The sequence below is a fragment of the Ruegeria marisrubri genome (genome assembly GCF_001507595.1).
Classification (GTDB): domain Bacteria; phylum Pseudomonadota; class Alphaproteobacteria; order Rhodobacterales; family Rhodobacteraceae; genus Ruegeria; species Ruegeria marisrubri.
The window spans coordinates 201,548-220,851 of record NZ_LQBQ01000034.1; the positions used below are offsets into that span (position 1 = coordinate 201,548).

At 61.6% G+C, this 19,304-nt stretch carries 18 protein-coding genes; 10 read left to right on the plus strand and 8 right to left on the minus strand.

The window, feature by feature from the left end; translation table 11 throughout:
* The 4 genes from AVO45_RS13480 to AVO45_RS13495 form a co-directional block, all read right to left on the minus strand.
* The gene (locus tag AVO45_RS13480; RefSeq protein ID WP_068347767.1) at positions 1 to 831 is read right to left on the minus strand and encodes a carbohydrate ABC transporter permease; all 831 of its coding nucleotides are present in this window, start codon (positions 829 to 831) and stop codon (positions 1 to 3) included.
* A 10-nt stretch (positions 832 to 841) separates the two neighbouring features.
* Positions 842 to 1,708 (minus strand): carbohydrate ABC transporter permease, encoded by an 867-nt coding sequence (locus AVO45_RS13485; RefSeq protein WP_068347768.1) that lies wholly within the window; start codon positions 1,706 to 1,708, stop codon positions 842 to 844.
* Positions 1,709 to 1,833: 125 nt separating this feature from the next.
* On the minus strand, positions 1,834 to 3,144 hold the full coding sequence (locus tag AVO45_RS13490; protein WP_068347769.1) for an ABC transporter substrate-binding protein: 1,311 nt from the start codon (positions 3,142 to 3,144) through the stop codon (positions 1,834 to 1,836).
* 114 nt (positions 3,145 to 3,258) lie between these two features.
* Entirely contained in the window at positions 3,259 to 4,266 is a 1,008-nt protein-coding gene (locus tag AVO45_RS13495; RefSeq protein ID WP_240482141.1) for a LacI family DNA-binding transcriptional regulator, read from the minus strand.
* Positions 4,267 to 4,512: 246 nt separating this feature from the next.
* On the opposite strand from AVO45_RS13495, the gene AVO45_RS13500 reads away from it, so the two are divergent.
* The 8 genes from AVO45_RS13500 to pgi all read left to right on the plus strand — a co-directional run bounded on the left by AVO45_RS13500 (position 4,513) and on the right by pgi (position 14,019).
* Positions 4,513 to 5,739 (plus strand): ROK family transcriptional regulator, encoded by a 1,227-nt coding sequence (locus AVO45_RS13500; protein ID WP_068347770.1) that lies wholly within the window; start codon positions 4,513 to 4,515, stop codon positions 5,737 to 5,739.
* A 4-nt stretch (positions 5,740 to 5,743) separates the two neighbouring features.
* Positions 5,744 to 6,670, plus strand: coding sequence for a carbohydrate kinase family protein (locus AVO45_RS13505; protein ID WP_068347772.1), 927 nt, complete (start codon positions 5,744 to 5,746; stop codon positions 6,668 to 6,670).
* Positions 6,671 to 6,760: 90 nt separating this feature from the next.
* The gene (gap, locus tag AVO45_RS13510) at positions 6,761 to 7,792 is read left to right on the plus strand and encodes a type I glyceraldehyde-3-phosphate dehydrogenase (protein WP_068347774.1); all 1,032 of its coding nucleotides are present in this window, start codon (positions 6,761 to 6,763) and stop codon (positions 7,790 to 7,792) included.
* A gap of 4 nt (positions 7,793 to 7,796) precedes the next feature.
* Positions 7,797 to 9,248: a glucose-6-phosphate dehydrogenase gene (zwf, locus tag AVO45_RS13515; protein WP_068347776.1), complete on the plus strand. Its 1,452-nt coding sequence runs from the start codon at positions 7,797 to 7,799 to the stop codon at positions 9,246 to 9,248.
* Between the two features lie 2 nt (positions 9,249 to 9,250).
* The gene (gene pgl, locus AVO45_RS13520) at positions 9,251 to 9,946 is read left to right on the plus strand and encodes a 6-phosphogluconolactonase (protein ID WP_068347778.1); all 696 of its coding nucleotides are present in this window, start codon (positions 9,251 to 9,253) and stop codon (positions 9,944 to 9,946) included.
* Positions 9,946 to 11,757, plus strand: a complete 1,812-nt coding sequence (edd, locus tag AVO45_RS13525; RefSeq protein ID WP_068347779.1) for a phosphogluconate dehydratase — start codon at positions 9,946 to 9,948, stop codon at positions 11,755 to 11,757. Before pgl ends, edd begins: the two co-directional genes overlap by 1 nt.
* Positions 11,758 to 11,761: 4 nt before the next feature.
* Positions 11,762 to 12,415: a bifunctional 4-hydroxy-2-oxoglutarate aldolase/2-dehydro-3-deoxy-phosphogluconate aldolase gene (eda, locus tag AVO45_RS13530; RefSeq protein WP_068347780.1), complete on the plus strand. Its 654-nt coding sequence runs from the start codon at positions 11,762 to 11,764 to the stop codon at positions 12,413 to 12,415.
* Positions 12,412 to 14,019, plus strand: coding sequence for a glucose-6-phosphate isomerase (pgi, locus tag AVO45_RS13535; protein WP_068347782.1), 1,608 nt, complete (start codon positions 12,412 to 12,414; stop codon positions 14,017 to 14,019). The genes eda and pgi overlap by 4 nt, the downstream gene beginning before the upstream one ends.
* Before the next feature lie 369 nt (positions 14,020 to 14,388).
* On the opposite strand, the gene AVO45_RS13540 is transcribed toward pgi, so the two are convergent.
* The gene (locus AVO45_RS13540; protein ID WP_068347783.1) at positions 14,389 to 14,772 is read right to left on the minus strand and encodes a hypothetical protein; all 384 of its coding nucleotides are present in this window, start codon (positions 14,770 to 14,772) and stop codon (positions 14,389 to 14,391) included.
* Between the two features lie 16 nt (positions 14,773 to 14,788).
* On the opposite strand from AVO45_RS13540, the gene AVO45_RS13545 reads away from it, so the two are divergent.
* Entirely contained in the window at positions 14,789 to 15,697 is a 909-nt protein-coding gene (locus AVO45_RS13545) for a TRAP transporter large permease (protein WP_240482142.1), read from the plus strand.
* A 74-nt stretch (positions 15,698 to 15,771) separates the two neighbouring features.
* On the opposite strand, the gene AVO45_RS13550 is transcribed toward AVO45_RS13545, so the two are convergent.
* The 3 genes from AVO45_RS13550 to AVO45_RS13560 are packed head-to-tail and all read right to left on the minus strand — an operon-like array spanning position 15,772 to position 18,150.
* Entirely contained in the window at positions 15,772 to 16,731 is a 960-nt protein-coding gene (locus AVO45_RS13550) for a glutathione S-transferase family protein (RefSeq protein WP_068347784.1), read from the minus strand.
* A 12-nt stretch (positions 16,732 to 16,743) separates the two neighbouring features.
* Complete coding sequence (gene ygiD, locus AVO45_RS13555) at positions 16,744 to 17,565, minus strand: 4,5-DOPA-extradiol-dioxygenase (protein ID WP_068347785.1); 822 nt, start codon at positions 17,563 to 17,565, stop codon at positions 16,744 to 16,746.
* 60 nt (positions 17,566 to 17,625) lie between these two features.
* Entirely contained in the window at positions 17,626 to 18,150 is a 525-nt protein-coding gene (locus AVO45_RS13560; protein WP_338055974.1) for a DoxX family protein, read from the minus strand.
* A 25-nt stretch (positions 18,151 to 18,175) separates the two neighbouring features.
* Here AVO45_RS13560 and AVO45_RS13565 point away from each other — a divergent pair, with 25 nt between their 5' ends.
* The gene (locus AVO45_RS13565) at positions 18,176 to 19,081 is read left to right on the plus strand and encodes a LysR family transcriptional regulator (RefSeq protein WP_068348078.1); all 906 of its coding nucleotides are present in this window, start codon (positions 18,176 to 18,178) and stop codon (positions 19,079 to 19,081) included.
* Positions 19,082 to 19,304 lie beyond the last annotated feature (223 nt).

Sequence of the window (19,304 nt, forward strand, 5' to 3'; positions counted from 1 at the left end):
TTATTTGACGGCGCCGAAGGTCAGGCCGCTGACGAGTTGTTTCTGGCTGAACCAGCCGAGGATCAGGATCGGCGCGATCGCCATGGTCGAAGCCGCGCTGAGCTTGGCGTAGAAAAGCCCTTCGGGGCTGGAATAGCTGGCGATGAAGGCCGTCAGGGGGGCGGCCTTGGCCGCGGTAAGGTTGAGGGTCCAGAAAGCCTCGTTCCAAGCCAGAATGAAGTTCAGAAGCAGCGTCGAGGCGATGCCGGGCACGGCCATGGGGGTCAGCACGTAAAGGATTTCCTCCTTCAGCGTTGCCCCGTCCATGCGCGCGGCCTCGAGGATTTCGCCCGGGATCTCGCGGAAGTACGTGTACAGCATCCAGACGATGATCGGCAGATTCATCAGCATCAGCACGATGACGAGGCCGGTCCGGCTATCGAGGAGCCCCAGTTTGATGAAGATCAGGTAGATCGGATACAGAACACCAACCGCCGGGAGCATCTTGGTGGAGAGCATCCAAAGGAGGATATCCTTGGTGCGGGTCGATGGTACGAAGGCCATCGACCAGGCGGCCGGGACCGCGACGATGATCCCCAGCACCGTGGACCCGCCGGCGATAATGACCGAATTCCACAGGTACCGCATGTAGTCGGAACGTTCCTGAACCACGGCATAGTTTTCCAGGGTCCAGTCGAAGAACAGGAAGACCGGCGGATCCGAGATGGCCTGTGCTTCGGTCTTGAAGCTGGTCAGAATGGTCCAGAGGATCGGGAAGAAGATCAGAAGTCCGACACCCCAGGCGAGGACGGTGTTGATGATCTTGCGTTGCTGCGTAACTGCGCGCGCCATGAAATCCTCCTCACGCGTCCAGGTTCTTGCCGACGATGCGCATCAGGAAGATGGCGACAATGTTGGCGAGAATGATTGCATAGACACCGCCCGCCGAGCCGAGCCCGACATTCTGACTTTCCAGCACGCGCTGATAAATCAGATAGGTCAGGGTGCGGGTGCCGAAGGAGCCTTGAGTGGTCACGAAGATCTCGGCGAAGATCGCCAGAAGGAAAATCGTCTGGATCAGGACCACGACCGTGATGGCGCGGCTGAGATGCGGCAAGGTGATGTAGGCGAAACGCTTGAGCGGTGAAGCGCCATCCATTTCCGCAGCCTCGAGCTGTTCGCTGTCGAGCGACTGGATGGCCGTCAGCAGGATCAACGTCGCAAAGGGCAGCCATTGCCAGGACACGATCATGACGATCGACTGCAGTGACGCCTGGCTCAGCCATTCGACCGGCTGTGCGCCGAAGAATTTCCATAGATGCGCGAAAAGCCCGTTCACGGGATCCATGAACATGTTCTTCCACACCAGTGCCGACACGGTGGGCATGACGAAGAACGGCGCAATGACGAGGATGCGAACGATCCCCTGGCCCCACATGGGCTGATTGAGCAGGATTGCCAGCAAGACACCGAAGACGACCGTGATGACCAGCACGCCGCCGACAATGGCCAAGGTAGCCAGAACCGAAGGCCAGAAGGCGCTGGAGGTCACGAAGCGGACATAGTTGTCGAACCCGACCCAACCCAGGTCGCCGCCCCGCAGGGGAAGGTATTTCTTGAATGAGAAGTAGAGGGTCATGATCAGCGGGACGAGCATCCATCCGAGGAGCAGGACCACCGCCGGTGCCATCATCAGGCGCGCCGCAGATCTGGAATGTTGGGTTGCCATGGGGCACACCTCCTCTGTTGGTCGCCCTCAGGCTACCTGAAGCGGGTTAGCGACATAGAGAGAGAATTGGACCCCGGGGGAGACAGGGGAGAAGGAAGGTTCCCCCGGGGCTGGGCGGAAGCCGGTCAGTAGCCGGCAGCTTCCATTTCGTCAGCGGCAAGCGCCTGCGCCTTTTCGAGCGCCTCGGCGACCGATTGCTGGCCCGCAAGTGCGGCGGAGATTTCCTGGCCGACCTGAGTTGCGATGCCCGCGAACTCGGGAATAGCCACGAACTGGACGCCCGTGTAGGGGACCGGCTTGACCGACGGGTTGGTCGGGTCAGCGGCGTTGATCGATCCCAGGGTCATTTCCGCAAAGGGCGCGGCGCTCTGGTATTCCGGATTCTCGTAGAGCGAGGTCCGGGTGCCGGGCGGAACATTGGCCCATCCCTCTTTCGAGGCGACGAGTGCGGTGTAGTCTTTCGAAGTTGCCCAGGCGACGAATTTCTTGGCCGCGTCAGTGGCATCAGACCCTGCCGGGATCGCCAGGGACCACGCCCAGAGCCAGTTGCCGCGTTTGCCCAGGCCGTTGTCCGGCGCCAGTGCGAAGCCGACCTTGTCGGCGACGGTCGAGTCGTTGGGGTTGGTCACAAAGGACGCGGCAACGGTGGCATCGATCCACATACCGCATTTGCCCTGCTGGAACAGCGACAGGTTTTCGTTGAAGCCATTGGTCGAGGCGCCCGGAGGACCGTAGTTGTTCATCAGGTCCATGTAATAATTGACGGTGGCCGTCCATTCTTCGCCATTGAGTTCCGGCTGCCAGTTCTCGTCAAACCAGCGTGCGCCGAAAGAATTCGACATGGCGGTCAGGAAGGCCATGTTCTCGCCCCAACCCGCCTTGCCGCGCAGGCAGATGCCGTAGATCTCGTTGTCCTTGTCGGTCATCGCGGCGGCCGCCTGCTTGATGAAGTCCCAGGTCGGGGCTGCGGGCATTTCCAGACCGGCCTTCTCCATCAGGTCGGTGCGGTACATGACCATCGAGCTTTCGCCGTAGAACGGCGCGGCATAGAGTTCGCCGTCCACGGTCAGGCCGCCGCGGATGGCGGGCAACAGGTCGTCGGCATCCCATTCGTCAGGCATGTCGTTCAGCGACACGAGCCAGCCTTGGCTGCCCCAGATCGGAACCTCGTAGGTGCCGATGGTCATGACGTCGAACTGGCCGCCCTTGGCGGCGATGTCCTGGGTCACGCGCTGACGCAGCACGTTTTCTTCCAGTGTCACCCATTCCAGTTTGATGTCGGGGTTGGCCGCCGTGAATTCATCGGCCAGACCCTGCATGCGGATCATGTCGCCATTGTTCACGGTGGCAATTGTGACGGTGGTTTCGGCGAAAGCGCCGCCTGCGGTGACCACCGCCAGAGCCGTCGCGGTGAGAAGTGAATTCTTCAGAGACATCCGAGTCCTCCCTGTATGGATGATGCAGAAGAGAATAGGATATTTCGCGACGCGCAGTCAATTCTTTTTTTACGCGCGTCAATTTTTATGGTTACTGGTCCAGATAACAAGCGGTTAGGCGGACTCCCGCATCACGAGCTTGCCCTCGAATAGGGTCTCTTCACGCGCCGCGGGCCGCCGCTCCGATTCCAAAATTGCAAACAGGGCACTGGCAGCGTGATCCGCAATCGCGGAGTAATCCTGCGCAATCGTCGTCAGGGATGGACAGGTAAAGCGCGAGAACGGATGGTCGTCATGACCGGCCACACGGAGTGTGCAGTCCGGCCCCCGGCCCACGCGGATCCCTTGACGGTAGGCCGCTGACAGCATGCCGATGGCAAGGCGATCGTTGCTGCACAAAACCGTGTTTGTGGGAAAGACCCTGTCGGCCAGCATTCGCCCCCCTTCGACACTTCCGATCTCCTCGAAGTCCCACCCGTCTCCTTCGGCCTGGAAGATATGCGCAGGGTGCCCCTGCCGTGCCATCGCCTCCAGATAGGCTTGACGGCGTTTGTTCGCATTCGGGTTCGAGGGCGTTTTCATCTCGAAGAAGCAGGGCGGTTCTCCGCTTCGGCACAGATATTCAACGACCAATCCTATGCTCTGGAAATTGTCCGTTCCGATGAACGCTTCTCCCGCGCCTTCGATGTTGGCGTCGAACAGCACTAATGGCACTTCGCGCGCGAATTCCTGGATGAATTTCCTGTCTGACGCCCGGCCGAACGGTGCAAGGAGAACGCCTGCCGGCTTGAGCGATCTCAAGGAATCCAGGTTATCGTTCTCCAGTTGTGGGCTGCCATGCGAACTGTGCAAAATCGGACTGTAGCCCGCATCCAGGCAGGCAAGTTCGACTGCGCGCCCGATCTCGGAAAAAAACGGATCCGCCAAGTAGGGCACGACGATCCCGACGTTCTTGGTCTTGCTCCGGTTCTGGTTCATGGCGAAGACGTTTGGCCGGTAATCGTACTTCTCGAGCGCCTTCTCGATCCGCTCCCGGGTCGAACGCCTGACACTTTCGGGGTCGTTGAAGAATTTCGACAGGGTCGGGCGAGAGATGCCGCTGATGGCCGCGAACTCTTCCATGTTTCGTATCTTCTGAGTCATTTCATCCCGCAATCACTAAACTTGCCGCGCGCAAATTTTTTTCTTTTCAATATGAACAAGGCTTGCGAAAAATCAAGCTTGGCAAGGCTGCCTGCCCTTGGTCCACCAAGGTACATGGCTGAACTGCGCGAAAAGGCCTTTTAATAAATCACAGTGATTTATTTATTGACTCGATGACCGGATTGAACCACATTCCCCGCAAAACACGCCACTGACGAAGAATCCATGCAACACGCAACAACGCAGTACGAAGAAGACCTGACCCGCGTCACCTCCGTGACCGCGCGTGGGTCAAATCAAAGCGGGATGCGTGCCTACAACGAACGCCTTGTCCTGTCTCTGATCCGTCAGTCGGGCGCCCTGGCCAAGGCGGACATCGCCCGAATGACCGGCCTGTCTGCCCAGACTGTTTCCGTGATCATGCGCTCTCTGGAAGCGGATGGGCTACTTGAAAAAGGCGAGCCCGTTCGTGGCAAGGTAGGGCAACCCTCGGTGCCCATGCGGTTGAACCGGGAGGGCGCCTTCTTCCTTGGCCTCAAGGTCGGCCGGCGCAGCCTGGATCTTGTCCTGACGGATTTCCTTGGACAGGTTGTGGACAGGGTCCAAGAGAAACACGCCTACCCTGCTCCCGACAGGGTCGTGGAGTTCGCGCACAAGGCCATCGGTCAAATTCTCGACCGCCTGCCGCCAGAACACCGAAATCGCGTTGCGGGGTTGGGCATTGCCATGCCGTTTCAACTTTGGGATTGGGCCGAGGCGCTGAGTGTTGCCCCTTCCGAAATGGCCGGCTGGCGAGACTTTGACATTGCTGCAACAATCCGAGAGCGTTTCGACTTTCCGGTCTATCTCAGCAATGACGCCTCCGCGGCCTGCGGTGCGGAACTCGTTTTCGGAGACCAGACCAAGCCACGGGATTTTCTCTTCTTCTTCATCGGCTTCTTCGTCGGCGGTGGGCTGGTTCTGGACAACATGCTTTATACCGGCCGCACCGGGAACGCAGCGGCGCTCGGGTCCGTGCCGATCAGGATCACGGGCACTACGACCAAGCAACTTGTGGACGTGGCCTCGCTGGCGGCGCTGGAGAAAACCGTGCTCGTTCATGGCGGCGAAAGCAACTCGCTCTGGGACGACCCGGAAAGTTGGTCCGTTGCCGAGGAAACGCTGAATTCTTGGACGGAGGAAGCGGCCAACGGCCTTGCCTGCGCCGCGCTGTCCTCGGCCTGCCTGATCGATTTCGAATGCGTCGTCGTGGACGGGTGGATGCCGGCTCGGGTGCGGGCCGATCTGGTGGAACGCGTCCAACAGCGGATCGACGCCATTGCCTTGCCCGGCGTCCAGGCGCCGCAGATCCGCGCGGGGAGCATTGGCGGTGATGCCCGCGCGCTTGGCGCGGCAAGCCTGCCCCTGTCCGAACGGTTCCTCGTGGACCGCAACGCTTTTCTGAAAGGCTGAACCCATGATCTTGTGTTGCGGAGAAGCCCTGATCGACATGATCCCCGCACCGACCGGGACGGGACGCGACGGGTTCGTTCCCCATTCCGGCGGCGCCGTATTCAATACGGCGATCGCGCTGGGGCGCCTCGGTGTACAAACCGGCATGTTGACTGGCTTGTCGACAGACATGTTCGGGCGACAGCTTGCAGATGCGTTGAAAGCCAGCCATGTGGACACATCGCACATCGTCACCTCGGACCGTCCGACCACCCTGGCGTTCGTACGCCTCATGAACGGTCATGCGACCTATTGTTTTTTCGATGAAAACACGGCCGGTCGCATGCTGTCAGCAGATGTGATGCCAGCCCTGTCCGCGGAGGTGTCCGCCCTCTACTTCGGGGGGATCAGCCTTGCCTGCGAACCCGGCGCAAACGCCTATTCCGCCCTTCTTGAACGCGAGGGTCCCGGCCGTGCGGTCGTTCTGGATCCGAACATCCGCCCCCGATTCATTCGGGACATCGGGCGCTATCGCAACCGGCTGGACCGCATGGTGGCACTGGCGGACATCATCAAGGTTTCGGACGAAGACCTGAACTGGATTCAGCCTGAACCCCTGTCCCTGCGCGAAAAGGTCGAGATCCTGCTGCACAAGGGACCATCCGTCGTCATTCTGACCCGTGGCGGCGAGGGCGCGACCGGATTCCTGGCGAACGGTGCGGAAGTTCATGTGCCTGCGCACCGGACCGAAATCGCCGACACCGTTGGCGCCGGCGACACGTTCAATGCAGGCGTCATGGCAAAACTGTCCGAACTCGGCAAACTGACCAAGTCCGAACTGGCCGCCTTGTCGCCGGCAACTTTGGAAGAGGCCATGACACACGGCGCAAAGGTCGCGGCCATCACCGTGTCGCGGGTCGGCGCCAATCCCCCATGGGCCGGAGAGTTGTGAATTGACGGATAGGGACGGCATCATTTTTTTACCGCAGACTGTTAGCGCAAACACTTCGCCGCGGAAACGGAAACACTCGGAGGACAAGACATGACGATCAAGATTGCCATCAACGGCTTTGGGCGGATTGGCCGGGGCGTGCTGCGCGCCCTGATCGAACAGGGCACGGAAGACATCGCGGTCGTCGCGATCAACGATCTCGCGCCGCCGAAGAACATCGCCCATCTGCTGAAATACGACAGCGTTCACGGGCGTCTGCGTGAACCGGTGCAAGTGGATGGGGATATGCTGATCGTCGGCAACCGCAGGATCCGCCTCACCGCGATCCGCAATCCCGAGGATCTGCCTTGGAGCGATGTCGATGTCGCCTATGAATGCACCGGCCTCTTCACCACGCGCGAGCAGGCGGCGCTGCATCTGAAGAACGGCTCCAAGCGCGTGCTGATCTCGGCTCCCGGCACCGATGTGGACCGGACCGTGGTCTACGGCGTCAACCACATGGACCTGACCGCCGGGGACGTGATCGTCTCCAACGCCTCCTGCACCACCAACTGCCTGGCCCCGGTGGCGATGGTTCTGGACCGCGCCTTCGGCATCAAGACCGGCTACATGACCACGATCCATGCCTTCACCGGCGATCAGCCCAGCCACGACACCAACCACCGCGACCTCTATCGCGCCCGGGCCGCGTCGATGTCGATGGTGCCCACCTCGACCGGCGCCGCGCGCGCGATCTCCGAGGTTCTGCCGCAGCTCAAGGGCAGGCTGGAAGGATCGGCCGTGCGGGTGCCCACGCCCAACGTGTCGCTGGTGGATCTCAGCTTCATGCCGGAGCGCCCGGCGACGCGCGACGAGATCAACGCCGCGATCGCCGAGGCCGCCAGGGGCGAGCTTGCGGGCATCCTGTCCTATGAAGAGGACCCGCTGGTGTCGATCGACTTCAACCACGATCCGCATTCGTCCTGCTTCGCGGCGGCGCAGACCTCCGTCACCGAAGGCGGCCTGGTTCGCGTGGTCAGCTGGTACGACAACGAATGGGGCTTCTCGAACCGCATGATCGACACCGGCCGCCGCATCGGCGCGCTGCTGAACGCCTCCGATCATCTCAAACTGGCGAGCTGAGCAAATGGTCTCGCGTGTCATCCCGGTGGATCCCTTCGATCTTGTCATCTTCGGCGCGACCGGAGACCTCGCCCGCCGGAAAATCCTGCCCGGCCTTTTCCACCGCTTCGCGGTAGGACAGATGCCGGAACACGCTCGGATCTTAGGGGCGGCACGGTCGGACTTGGACCGCGCCACCTTCCGCGACCTGGTTGGAGAAAGCCTGCTCGAATTTGTGCCCCAGGCGTCCGGGCAGAAGGGGCTGGTGAACCGCTTCCTCGAAAAGCTCGACTATGTCAGGGTCGATGTCACCGGCACGAAAGGCTGGCCCGAACTTGCCGAACTCATGCGCCCGGATGTGATCCGCGCCTTCTACCTTTCGGTTTCGCCGACTTTGTTCGGGGCCATCGCCGACAACCTGAACGAACACGGAATCGCAACACCCGACAGCCGGATCGTGGTGGAAAAACCCTTCGGCCATGATCTGGCATCGGCCAAGGCCCTGAACGCCGACCTGCTCAACGGTTTCGCGGAACACCAGATCTACCGGATCGACCATTACCTCGGCAAGGAGACCGTGCAGAACCTGATGGCGCTGCGCTTTGCCAACTCGCTGTGGGAACCACTGTGGAACTCCACACATGTCGATCATGTCCAGATCACGGTGGCGGAAAGCCTCGGCGTCGAAGGCCGCGGCGGATACTATGACCGCTCGGGCGCCATGCGCGACATGGTGCAGAACCACCTGATGCAGCTTTTGTGCCTGACCGCGATGGAACCGCCTTCCCGGCTGCATCCAAACGCCGTGCGGGACGAGAAGGTCAAGGTGATCGAGGCGTTGGAACCGGTTGAGCCGGCCGATATCGTCCGCGGGCAATACCGCGGCAAGGGTGCGGCGGACGGCTATCGCGATCATGCCGGCGATCCCGACAGCCGCACCGAGAGTTTCGTCGCGATGAAAGTGAACATCGGCAACTGGCGGTGGGCCGGCACGCCGTTCTATCTGCGCACCGGCAAGAAGCTGCGGGCGCGCGCATCGGAGATCGTGGTCATGTTCCGCGACCCGCCGCACATGATGTTCCCCAAGACCGAAGGCTTGCGCGGCAATGCCCTTATCATCCGCCTGCAGCCGGACGAAGGCATCACCCTGCGCACGACGATCAAAGAGCCGGGGCCGGGCGGTTTGCGGCTGGCCGAGGTTACGCTCGACATGACCTTTGCCGACGCGCTTGGGCCCCATGCCGAGGCGCAAGACGCCTATGAACGGTTGATCATGGACGTGATCCGCGGCGACCAGACCCTGTTCATGCGCGGCGACGAAGTCGAAGCCGCCTGGGCCTGGGCCGATCCGATCATCGCCAACTGGGAGGACGCCCGGCAACATCCCGCGCCCTACGACGCCGGCAGTTCGGGCCCAGAGGACGCACTGATGCTGATGCACCGCGACGGGCGCCGCTGGCGTGAAATCGAGGCGTAACCATGCATGAATTCATCGAATATTCAGACCCAGCTCAGCAAGCCGCGGAACTCGCCTCCGTCGTGGCGAAGCAGCTGTCGGACACGTTGGCGCATCAGGAAAAGGCCACGCTGGCCGTGCCCGGCGGCACGACGCCGGCCCGATTTCTGGCAGAACTTTCAAATGCCGCGCTCGAATGGAACCGCGTTTCGGTCCTGCTGTCCGACGAACGCTTCGTTCCCGAAACCGAACCGCGGTCAAACACGCGCCTACTGAGAGAACAGTTCGTCCGAAACGCGGCAGCGGAGGCAACGATCGTGCCGCTATACGCCGCCGGAGCAACGCCGGAAAGCGTTCTGGAACAGCTTTCGGCCGGTGTTCGGAAGGTTTCTTTAATCGACGTCTGCGTTCTTGGCATGGGTGCAGACATGCACGTGGCGAGCCTATTTCCCGGCGGCGACAACCTCGCCAAGGCGCTGGACGTCGCGGGCCCGGACGTTCTTATCCCGATGCGCGCTTCGGGCGCGGAAGAACCGCGCGTCTCGCTGACGGCGTCCGCCCTGACAGGCGCGACGCATCTGCACCTGCTGATCAAAGGGCCAGAAAAGCTCGCGGCGCTGCGCCACGCCGAAAGCGAAGGCTCTGCCATGCAAGCGCCAGTTCGGATCGTTCTGGGGCGCCGAAACCTGACAGTTCACTACACAAATGGAGGGGAATAATGACGACCCCGATCGATACCGTCCGACGCGTGACAGACCGGATCATCGCGCGCAGCGAAGCAACCCGAAACCCCTATCTCGACCGCATGGCAGCGGCCCATTCCAAAGGACCGGCCCGGGCGCATCTTTCCTGCAGCGGTCAGGCGCATGCCTATGCGGCCAGCGGGGCCGACAAGGACGCCTTGGCGGGCGGTTCGGCGGGCAATCTGGGAATTGTCACCACCTACAACGACATGTTGTCGGCACATCAGCCCTATGAACGCTACCCTGAACTGATCCGGCAGGCAGCGCGTGATGCAGGCGGAACGGCACAGGTCGCCGGCGGGGTTCCGGCGATGTGCGATGGCGTGACCCAGGGCGAGGCAGGTATGGAGCTGTCCCTGTTTTCGCGCGACGTGATTGCGCTCGCCGCCTCGGTGGCGCTCAGCCACAACACCTTCGACGCCGCGGTGTTTCTCGGCGTCTGCGACAAGATCGTTCCCGGCCTCGTCATCGCGGCACAGGCCTTCGGGCATTTGCCGGCGGTGTTCCTGCCCGCAGGACCAATGGAAAGCGGTCTGTCTAACGAAGAGAAAGCCAAGGTCCGGCGCCAGTTCGCCGCCGGCGAAGTCGGCCGGGACGCGCTGATGGCCGCCGAGATGGCCGCCTATCACGGGCCCGGAACCTGCACCTTCTATGGCACGGCCAACACGAACCAGATGCTGATGGAGTTCATGGGGCTGCACCTGCCGGGGGCCAGTTTCGTGCCGCCCAACACCGAATTGCGCGACGCCCTGACCTGCGAGGGGGCCCGCCGCGCACTGTCGCTGAGCGCGCTCGGCAACGACTACACGCCGGTCTGCGACATTCTCGACGAGCGCGCCTTCGTCAATGGCATCATCGGCCTGAATGCCACCGGCGGCTCGACGAACCTGCTGATCCATCTGGTCGCCATGGCCCGGGCGGGCGGCATCCTGCTTGACTGGCAGGACTTCTCGGACCTCAGCGAGGTCACGCCGCTGATGGCGCGAGTCTATCCCAACGGGTTGGCAGATGTGAACCATTTCCACGCTGCCGGCGGGCTCGGTTACATGATCGGCGAATTGCTGAAGGCCGGTCTTCTACATCCCGACACGAAAACGGTCGCGGGAACGGGCCTGGAAAACTACACCATGGACCCGCAATATTCGGACGGCGTCCTGACATGGCGCGCGGGATCAGGCCACAGCCTGAACGACAAGATCCTGCGCCCTGCAAATGACCCGTTCCAGCCGACCGGCGGGCTCAAGCGGCTGACCGGATCGCTGGGCACGGCGGTGATCAAGGTCTCGGCAGTCGCGCCCGAGCACCACGTGGTCGAAGCGCCGGCTCGCGTCTTCGCTGACCAGAACGACGTCAAGGCAGCCTTCAAGGCGGGCGAGTTGACCGGTGACGTGGTGGTTGTCGTCCGGTTTCAGGGGCCAAAGGCCAACGGCATGCCGGAACTGCACAGCCTGACACCGCTCTTGTCGATCCTTCAGGGACGTGGACAGAAAGTGGCTCTGGTGACCGATGGGCGCATGTCCGGCGCTTCGGGCAAGGTTCCCGCGGCCATTCATGTCTGTCCCGAAGCGGTGGACGGCGGGCCAATCGCCAGACTGAAGGACGGAGATCTGATCCGGGTCGACGCCGTGGCCGGAACGCTGGAAATCCTGACGTCCGGCGTCGAAGAGCGCCCCGCCGCTATTGCGGATCTTTCCGCCAACCAGGCCGGCACCGGCCGCGAGCTGTTTGCCGCCTTCCGGAACTCGGTAGGCCCTGCAACCGCCGGCGCCACGATCTTCGGGGGCTGATCCCGTGGCCCTTACTCCTTCCGACGCAAGCCGGCTGACCCGGGAAGTCTGCGGGTTTGCCCCCATCGTTCCGGTCCTGGTGATCGACGACGTCGCTAACGCCCGTCCCCTGGCCGAGGCCCTTGTCGCCGGCGGGCTGCCGGCGCTGGAAGTGACCCTGCGCACACCGGCTGCGCTGCCGGCGATCCGTGCCATGGCCGAGGTCGCTGGTGGGTACGTTGGGGCCGGCACGCTGGTCACGCCCGACGATGTCCGGGCTGCGAAAGCGGCCGGCGCGACGTTCGGCGTATCTCCCGGCGCCACGGATGAATTGCTGGCCGCCTGCGAGGAAGAGGATCTGCCGCTCTTGCCGGGGGCCGCGACGGCGAGCGAGACGATGCGCCTCCTGTCGCGCGGATACGACATGCTCAAATTCTTTCCGGCCGAAGCCTCGGGCGGCGCACCAGCGCTGAACGCGCTCGCTGCACCACTTCCCCAAATTACCTTCTGCCCGACCGGGGGGATCAGTCCTGGCAGCGCGACGGCTTACCTGCGCCTGCCCAACGTCCTTTGCGCTGGCGGCAGTTGGGTCGCCCCGAAGAACCTCGTTGCAGCCAAGGACTGGTCGGGAATCGAAGCACTGGCCCGAGCGGCCTCCGAACTGGGAAAAACACAATGAGCGACATCTGGAACAAGCTGGAACGGAACCTTGCCGCGGCGGGTGATCGCCGGATCCTTTCCCTGTTTGACGACCCTGAGCGTTTCGGCACGTTCTCGGCGGAAACCGATGGAATGCTTCTCGACATCTCGAAGACCAACATCGACGGCGATGCCTTGTCTCTCTTGATCCGGCTGGCGGAAACCACCGGCGTCGCAAAAAAGCGCGACGCCATGTTCCGAGGCGAAAAGATAAACGTCACAGAAGACCGTGCCGTCTTGCACACGGCGCTTCGCGCCCCGGCATCGGATCCACTGATGGTCGATGGCAAAGACGTGCGGCCGCCGATCGCCGAAACGCTACGTCGCATGGAACGTTTCGCCGAAGACATCCGGTCGGGCTGGATCACCTCTTCCACCGGACAAAGCTTTACCGAAGTGATCAACATCGGCATCGGCGGCTCCGATCTTGGTCCGGCGATGGCGGTTCGGGCGCTCGCCCCCTTTCATGACGGGCCGCGCTGCCACTTCATTTCCAATGTCGATGGCGCCGACGCCGCGGACACGCTTCGCGATCTCGATCCGCGCCGGACGTTGGTTGTGGTGGCCTCCAAGACTTTCACCACGATCGAAACCATGACCAATGCGAATACCGTTTTGAAGTGGCTGCGCGCCGCCTTGGGCGAAGGGGCCGTTTCGCACCTGGCCGCGGTATCGACCGCATTGGACAAGACCGCCGACATTGGCATTGCCCCCGACCGGGTGTTCGGCTTTGCTGATTGGGTCGGCGGGCGCTATTCGCTCTGGGGTCCGGTCGGCCTGCCGATCATGCTGGCTGTCGGGCCCGAGGGCTTCTGCGAATTCCTGTCGGGCAGCCACGCCTTGGACCGGCATTTTCAGGACGCGCCGCTGAACCAGAATCTTCCCGTCCTGCTCGGATTGGTGGGTATCTGGCATCGCAACATCTGCAACTATCCCACCCGCGCGGTGCTGCCGTATGACCAGCGGCTGGCGCGGCTTCCCGCTTATCTTCAGCAGCTCGACATGGAAAGCAACGGCAAGGGCGTGACGATCGACGGCCAGGACTTGCCCCGCCCCTCCGGCCCGGTCGTGTGGGGTGAGCCCGGCACCAATGGACAGCACGCCTTCTACCAGCTTCTCCATCAGGGAACCGAGGTCGTTCCGGCGGAATTCCTGATCGCCGCCGAAAGCCACGAGCCCGATCTCATGGAACACCACGACCTGCTGAAAGCCAATTGCCTCGCCCAATCCGAGGCACTGATGATTGGGCGATCCTTCGAAACGGCCAAGGAGATCGCTGCAGGCCTCGGTTTCGACGGCGACGAGCGGCAAGTTCAAGCCGCGCACCGAACTTTCGAAGGCAACCGCCCGTCGGTGACACTCGCCTACCCAAAACTGACGCCCTTCACGCTCGGCCAAATCATCACCCTCTACGAGCACCGCGTCTTTGTCGAAGGCGTGATCTGGGGAATCAATTCCTTCGACCAATGGGGCGTGGAACTGGGCAAGGAACTGGCCAATGCGCTGTTGCCGATGGTTCGGGGCGCACCCGCGCAAGGCAAAGACGCCTCGACCCGGGGGCTTCTCAGGAAATTGTCCGGGTGAGGACACCGCGCGAAAGTGTGAGCGAGGGCGCGGAGAGCCTTCGGCAGCTTCCGATTGCCTCACGGTTCTCATTCCTGCGTACCAAATACGCCAATCTGAATGGCTGAACCGTTTCTTGCCCGCAGCAAAGTTCTGGAATCCACCATTCAAAGGGAGACGTCACAGTTGAGTACGGCTCGAACCGGCCGTTCACCTTTGCCGCAGCGAATGTCGGCTCTCCGCCCCTTGCGCCGAATGCTGCGAGTTTCATCAACGGCTAGTATGGGCTCAGGGCAGTCATCTGAGTAGATCGGTCAGATGACCGGTATGCGCTGCAATCGGGTCTTTCGCCGACCGGGGCTCGTGGCCCCGGCCGTCGAGATGCGGAGCCTAGTCGGGCAGCTTTGCATCGATGATCTGGAGGATGCGGCGGATCTGGCCGATTTCTTCATCGATCTGATTGATCAACCGTGTGTCCGCGGCCTTATCCTGCCGGTCTTGCAGATGGCGCAGTTCCTCCTCGAACATGTCACGCCGTCCGACGAACCAGTCGTACTCGGCCTTCTCCTCCTTTGTCGCCGGACCCACGACTCTGGCTGTTCCCTCAATCATGTCGATCTTCACGTGATCGGGGTGCGGCAGCGGTTCGGGCAGATCGGTGATGCCGAGCTGTTCTCGGCGACGCAGTTCCTTTTCCCATTCGACCTTGTAAGTGATCGCGGTATCCAGCCACTGATCGTGCAGGATCTTCCGCGAGCTTTCGACCGAAGCCAAGGTCGCCTATCCGAGCATGAAGAAGTACAACTACTCGGATGAGCTTGCCTCCGGGACCATTGCCGCTGGCGGCACGCTGGGCATTCTGATCCCGCCCTCGATCATCATGGTGGTCTACGGCATCCTGACCCAGACCAATATCGGGGACCTGTTCATCGCGGGTGTGATCCCCGGCCTACTGGGCCTCGCGCTTTATATGATCGCGATCCGGTTCGTTGCAGCCCGCAATCCGAGCCATGCACCACAAGGCGAAAAGACGCCTTGGCCGGAAAAGCTGAAAGCGTTGTCCGGCATCTGGCCTTTCGTTCTGCTGTTCGGTCTCATCATCGGCGGCCTTTATGCCAAGCTTTTCACACCGACCGAAGCGGCCGGCATGGGCGCAGGCCTCGCGATCCTGATTGCGACCTTCCATGGCCGCCTGACCTGGAAAGTGCTTCGAACCGTCATCATCGACACGGCCTATACGTCAGTCTCGCTCTACACGGTCCTGTTTGGTGCGCTGATGCTGTCCAAACTGCTGACCCTGTCCGGTCTGGCAGCCGGTGTCCTCGCGCTGGTGCAATCTACCGGGTTGGAAGGCTACCCTCTGATCTTCGCGATCATGCTCGTGTTCATGGTATTGGGCTGCGTCATGGATTCCATGGCGATCATTCTGATCTTCGTGCCACTCTTCGCACCGATCGTTGTCGCTCAAGGGTTCGATCTGGTCTGGTTCGGCATCATCGTTATCGTTGTGACCGAAATCGCGCTTGTGACGCCGCCCGTCGGAATGAACGTCTTCGTTCTCAAGGCCGTTCTGCCCGATGTTCCGGTTGTTCGGATCTTCAAGGGCCTCGTACCCTTTATCGCGGTCGATGTGGTGCGCCTTGCATTGCTGGTGGCCTTCCCCGCGATCACGCTTTGGCTGGGAAGCACCGTCGGTTAGACGTGAGCCACTTTCCAAATGAATAGCGACGGGCGAGGAGAAATCCTCGCCCCTCGCATTATTAGGCGATGTCCTCAAAGGCTCAGCAGTTCCGCGATATGATCGGGTGCCTTCGGCACGATCCCATTGGGGTTGAGCGCCTTGATCGAATAGTAGCCATGCAGGATGTGATCCATGTTCACCGTTTCCCGCAAGCCGGGCAAGTCGAGCATCCGTGTGACGTAGTCGGTGAGCCGGGGGTAGTCCTTGACCTGCCGCCGATTGGTCTTGAACAGACCATGATAGGCTGCGTCGAACCGGATCAGCGTCACGAAGGCGCGAATGTCCGTTTCCGTCACGCTGTCCCCGAACAGGTAGTCGCCAGTCAGCCGTTCCTCAAGCTCGTCCAGCATGGCGAACACGCCCTCCAGCGCCTCTTCATAGGCAGGCTGAGACGATGTGAAACCAGCCTTGTAAACACCGTTATTGAGCAAGTCGTAGAGGCGGGGATTCAGAGCGTCGATCTCGGCGGCCAGATGCGCGGGATAGAGCCGCAGATCGGAGGGCATGAGATGTTCGAATGCGGTATCGAACATGCGAAGGATATCGGCGCTTTCGTTGTTCACCATCACATTCCGCTTCGTGTCCCAGAGCACCGGAACCGTTGCGCGCCCGGTGAATCGCGGATCGGCTTGGGTATAGATCTCGTGCATATAGCGCGCGCTGAACTGCGGATCCTCGTCGGCGCCGGGATAGCCACCGAAACGCCATCCCTGATCGGTCAGGGTCGGGTTCACCACAGCTACCGGGATCATATCATCGAGCCCCTTCAGCTTTCGGGCTATCAGCGCACGCGACGCCCAGGGACAGATCAGCGCAACATAAAGCCGGTAGCGGCCAGGTTCGGCGGGGAACCCGCCCTCCCCGGTTGGGCCAGGCGCGCCGTCTGGCGTGATCCAGTTGCGAAAGCGGGAGGTCTGGCGCACGAAGCGACCGTCCTTGTCGGCCTTTTGCACCGGTTGCCAGTTTTCCATCCATTTGCCATCCACAAGCATGTGCCGGTCTCCTCAGGTCGCGTGAAAGATGAAGGACCGCATCGACACCGATCCAAGATCGATCGCATCGGTCATGAAGATCAGCTCGTCGCGCGTGTCCGACGCACCGGCGATGGTCAGCGCTGGCAGGTAATGATCCACGGTCGGATGCGCCGCGGTAAAGAGGGCGCCCATCCCTTCCGCATCCGCCAGCGCGCGAAAATCCCGGTCCGAGAGACGGTCGGCGAAAAGCGCGTCGAATTCCTGCGCGAAATCGTGTGGCGTGCCACCCCGGCGCATGGCGCGCAGATTGTGAACGACATTGCCCGAGCCGAGGATCAGGATGCCCCGGTCCCGCAGGTCCGACAAAGCGCGGCCGATCTCCAGTTGATGTTCCAGCCCCCGTCCCATGTCGACCGAGACCTGAAAGACCGGCACATCCGCATCGCGATAAAGAAACTTCAGGACAGCCCAAGCACCGTGGTCGAGGCCCCAGGTATCATCCCCGGCGGCGCGGTGGCTGCCGAGAAGCGACACTACCTCGCGCGCCAGATCAGGCTGGCCGGGGGCCGGGTAGCGCTGTTGATAGAGCGCCTCGGGGAAGCCGTAGAAATCGTGGATCGTGCGCGGCATAGCCGAAACATCCAAAAGGGTCGTTCCGTTGGTCGTCCAATGAGCAGAGGCGACGAGGATCGCCTTCGGTCGTGGCAAGCTTTGGCCAAGCAGCGCCCAGGATCGGCTGAACGGCCCGTCTTCGATCGCATGCATCGGATTGCCATGCCCGAGAAATACGACCGGCATCCGGTCGCAGGGCGCAAATCGATCCTTGAGGTCTTGTAGGCTGTGAATACGCATGATGGGCCGCTTTCGATTGTGTCCGAGCGGCCCAAAGGCCGCCCGGGATTGATGGGAAGATCAGGCGAACTGGCCCAGTGCCCTCTGCAGCGCCGGGACTTTCAGCGCGATGGCACCGCTGCCGAGCGTTGCAATCGCTCCCTGCACGACTGCCCAGAAAATCGGGAATTCCCAGCCTCCGCCTTCCGCCGAGAACAGCCAGCCATTCCCGGCATGAACCCAGGTTGCCCCCAGAAGCACCGGGATCAGCGCCAGTGACACAAGACGCGTGCCGACACCGAGGATCAGGGCGATCCCGCCGACGATCTCTGCAGCGATCGTGAAATAGGCCAGAAGCCCGGGTAGGCCGAGGCTCTCGAAGAAGCCGACGGTTCCGGCGACGGTGAAGACGCTGATCTTCAGCCAGCCATGGGCGAGAAAGAGCGAACCGCTCGCGACGCGAAGTGCAAAGGCGGCATAATCAGAGTTTGTTTGCGTGGTCATATCCGTGTCCTTTTGTTGAAAGCCGCCCGAGGGACAACTTGTCTGAGAAGGAACATAAGCCTTGCAGATAGCCCTTAAAATGACGAAGATCGCGAATGACATTCCATATTTTGTTCGCAATAATCGCATGGACCTTTTCGATCAACTCCGCGCCTTCGTCGCCACGGCGCAGTCCGGCTCCTTCACCGGGGCGGCAGCGCAGCTGGGCATGTCAAACCGATTGACCTCGAAATACGTGGCCGAACTCGAGCAGCGTCTCGGTGTGCGGCTCTTTCAGCGCACAACCCGAAAGGTCGGGCTGACGCCGGCCGGGTCCGATCTTCTTTCCCGAGCCCCTGCCCTGCTAGACGAACTCGACGGCTTGCTGGCCGATGTCTCGGATTCCTCGAAGGGGTTGTCGGGCGTTCTGAGGATTTCCGCTCCGATCACCTTCGGCGAGCTCTACATCGCGGGAATGCTGGCGCGGTTCTCCGAACTTCACCCAGGGATCACCATCGACCTCAGGCTGAGCGATGCCTTCAGCGACCTTGCCGCAGAGGGAATCGACGTGGCCTTTCGAATTGGCCGCTTCGACATGGCCTCTCTCAAGGTCCGGCGACTTGGCGCGTTCGAAAGCCTGCCTGTCGCCAGCCCGGACTACCTCGCGCGGGTCGGCCGCCCAGAAACGCCAAACGAGCTCTCAGAACACAGCTGCATCGTCGATACCAACCGCAGAAATCCCAAGCGTTGGGCCTTCGAACAAAACGGCACTCAGGTCGTGGCTCAGATTGAGGGCCGATTTCACGTTAATTCAGCAAGTGCCGCGGTCGATCTGACGCGCCGCGGCCTTGGGATCGCGTATGTTCCAAGCTTCGCCTTGAGCGGTGCACTCGATCGCGGCGAGCTGGTCCGGTTGCTTGAAAGCCATGCCGGGGAACGCGGCGGCGTCGCTGCCGTCTACCTTGAAGGGCGCACACTGCCCCAAAAGGTGCGCGCGCTTATCGATTTTGCGGTTGGCGACTTTGGAAATGCCGGTGCGTATCAGCCGCCGTGATCTGGAAAGGACACTCGGCATGGCGAGCCATTCAATCCTGAGCGGTGGCAGGGCACGGTCATACAGCCGTGGAACTGAAATGCCAGGTAAGCTCAACACTCTCATCAAGATCTTTCTCCTGACCGCCAAACCGTCTTAAGCTCGAAAAGGCACGATACTACGCGATCGAAGCGTGAACATACTTTGCACACAACGCCCCGCAACCCTCTGAAAACATGCCTTA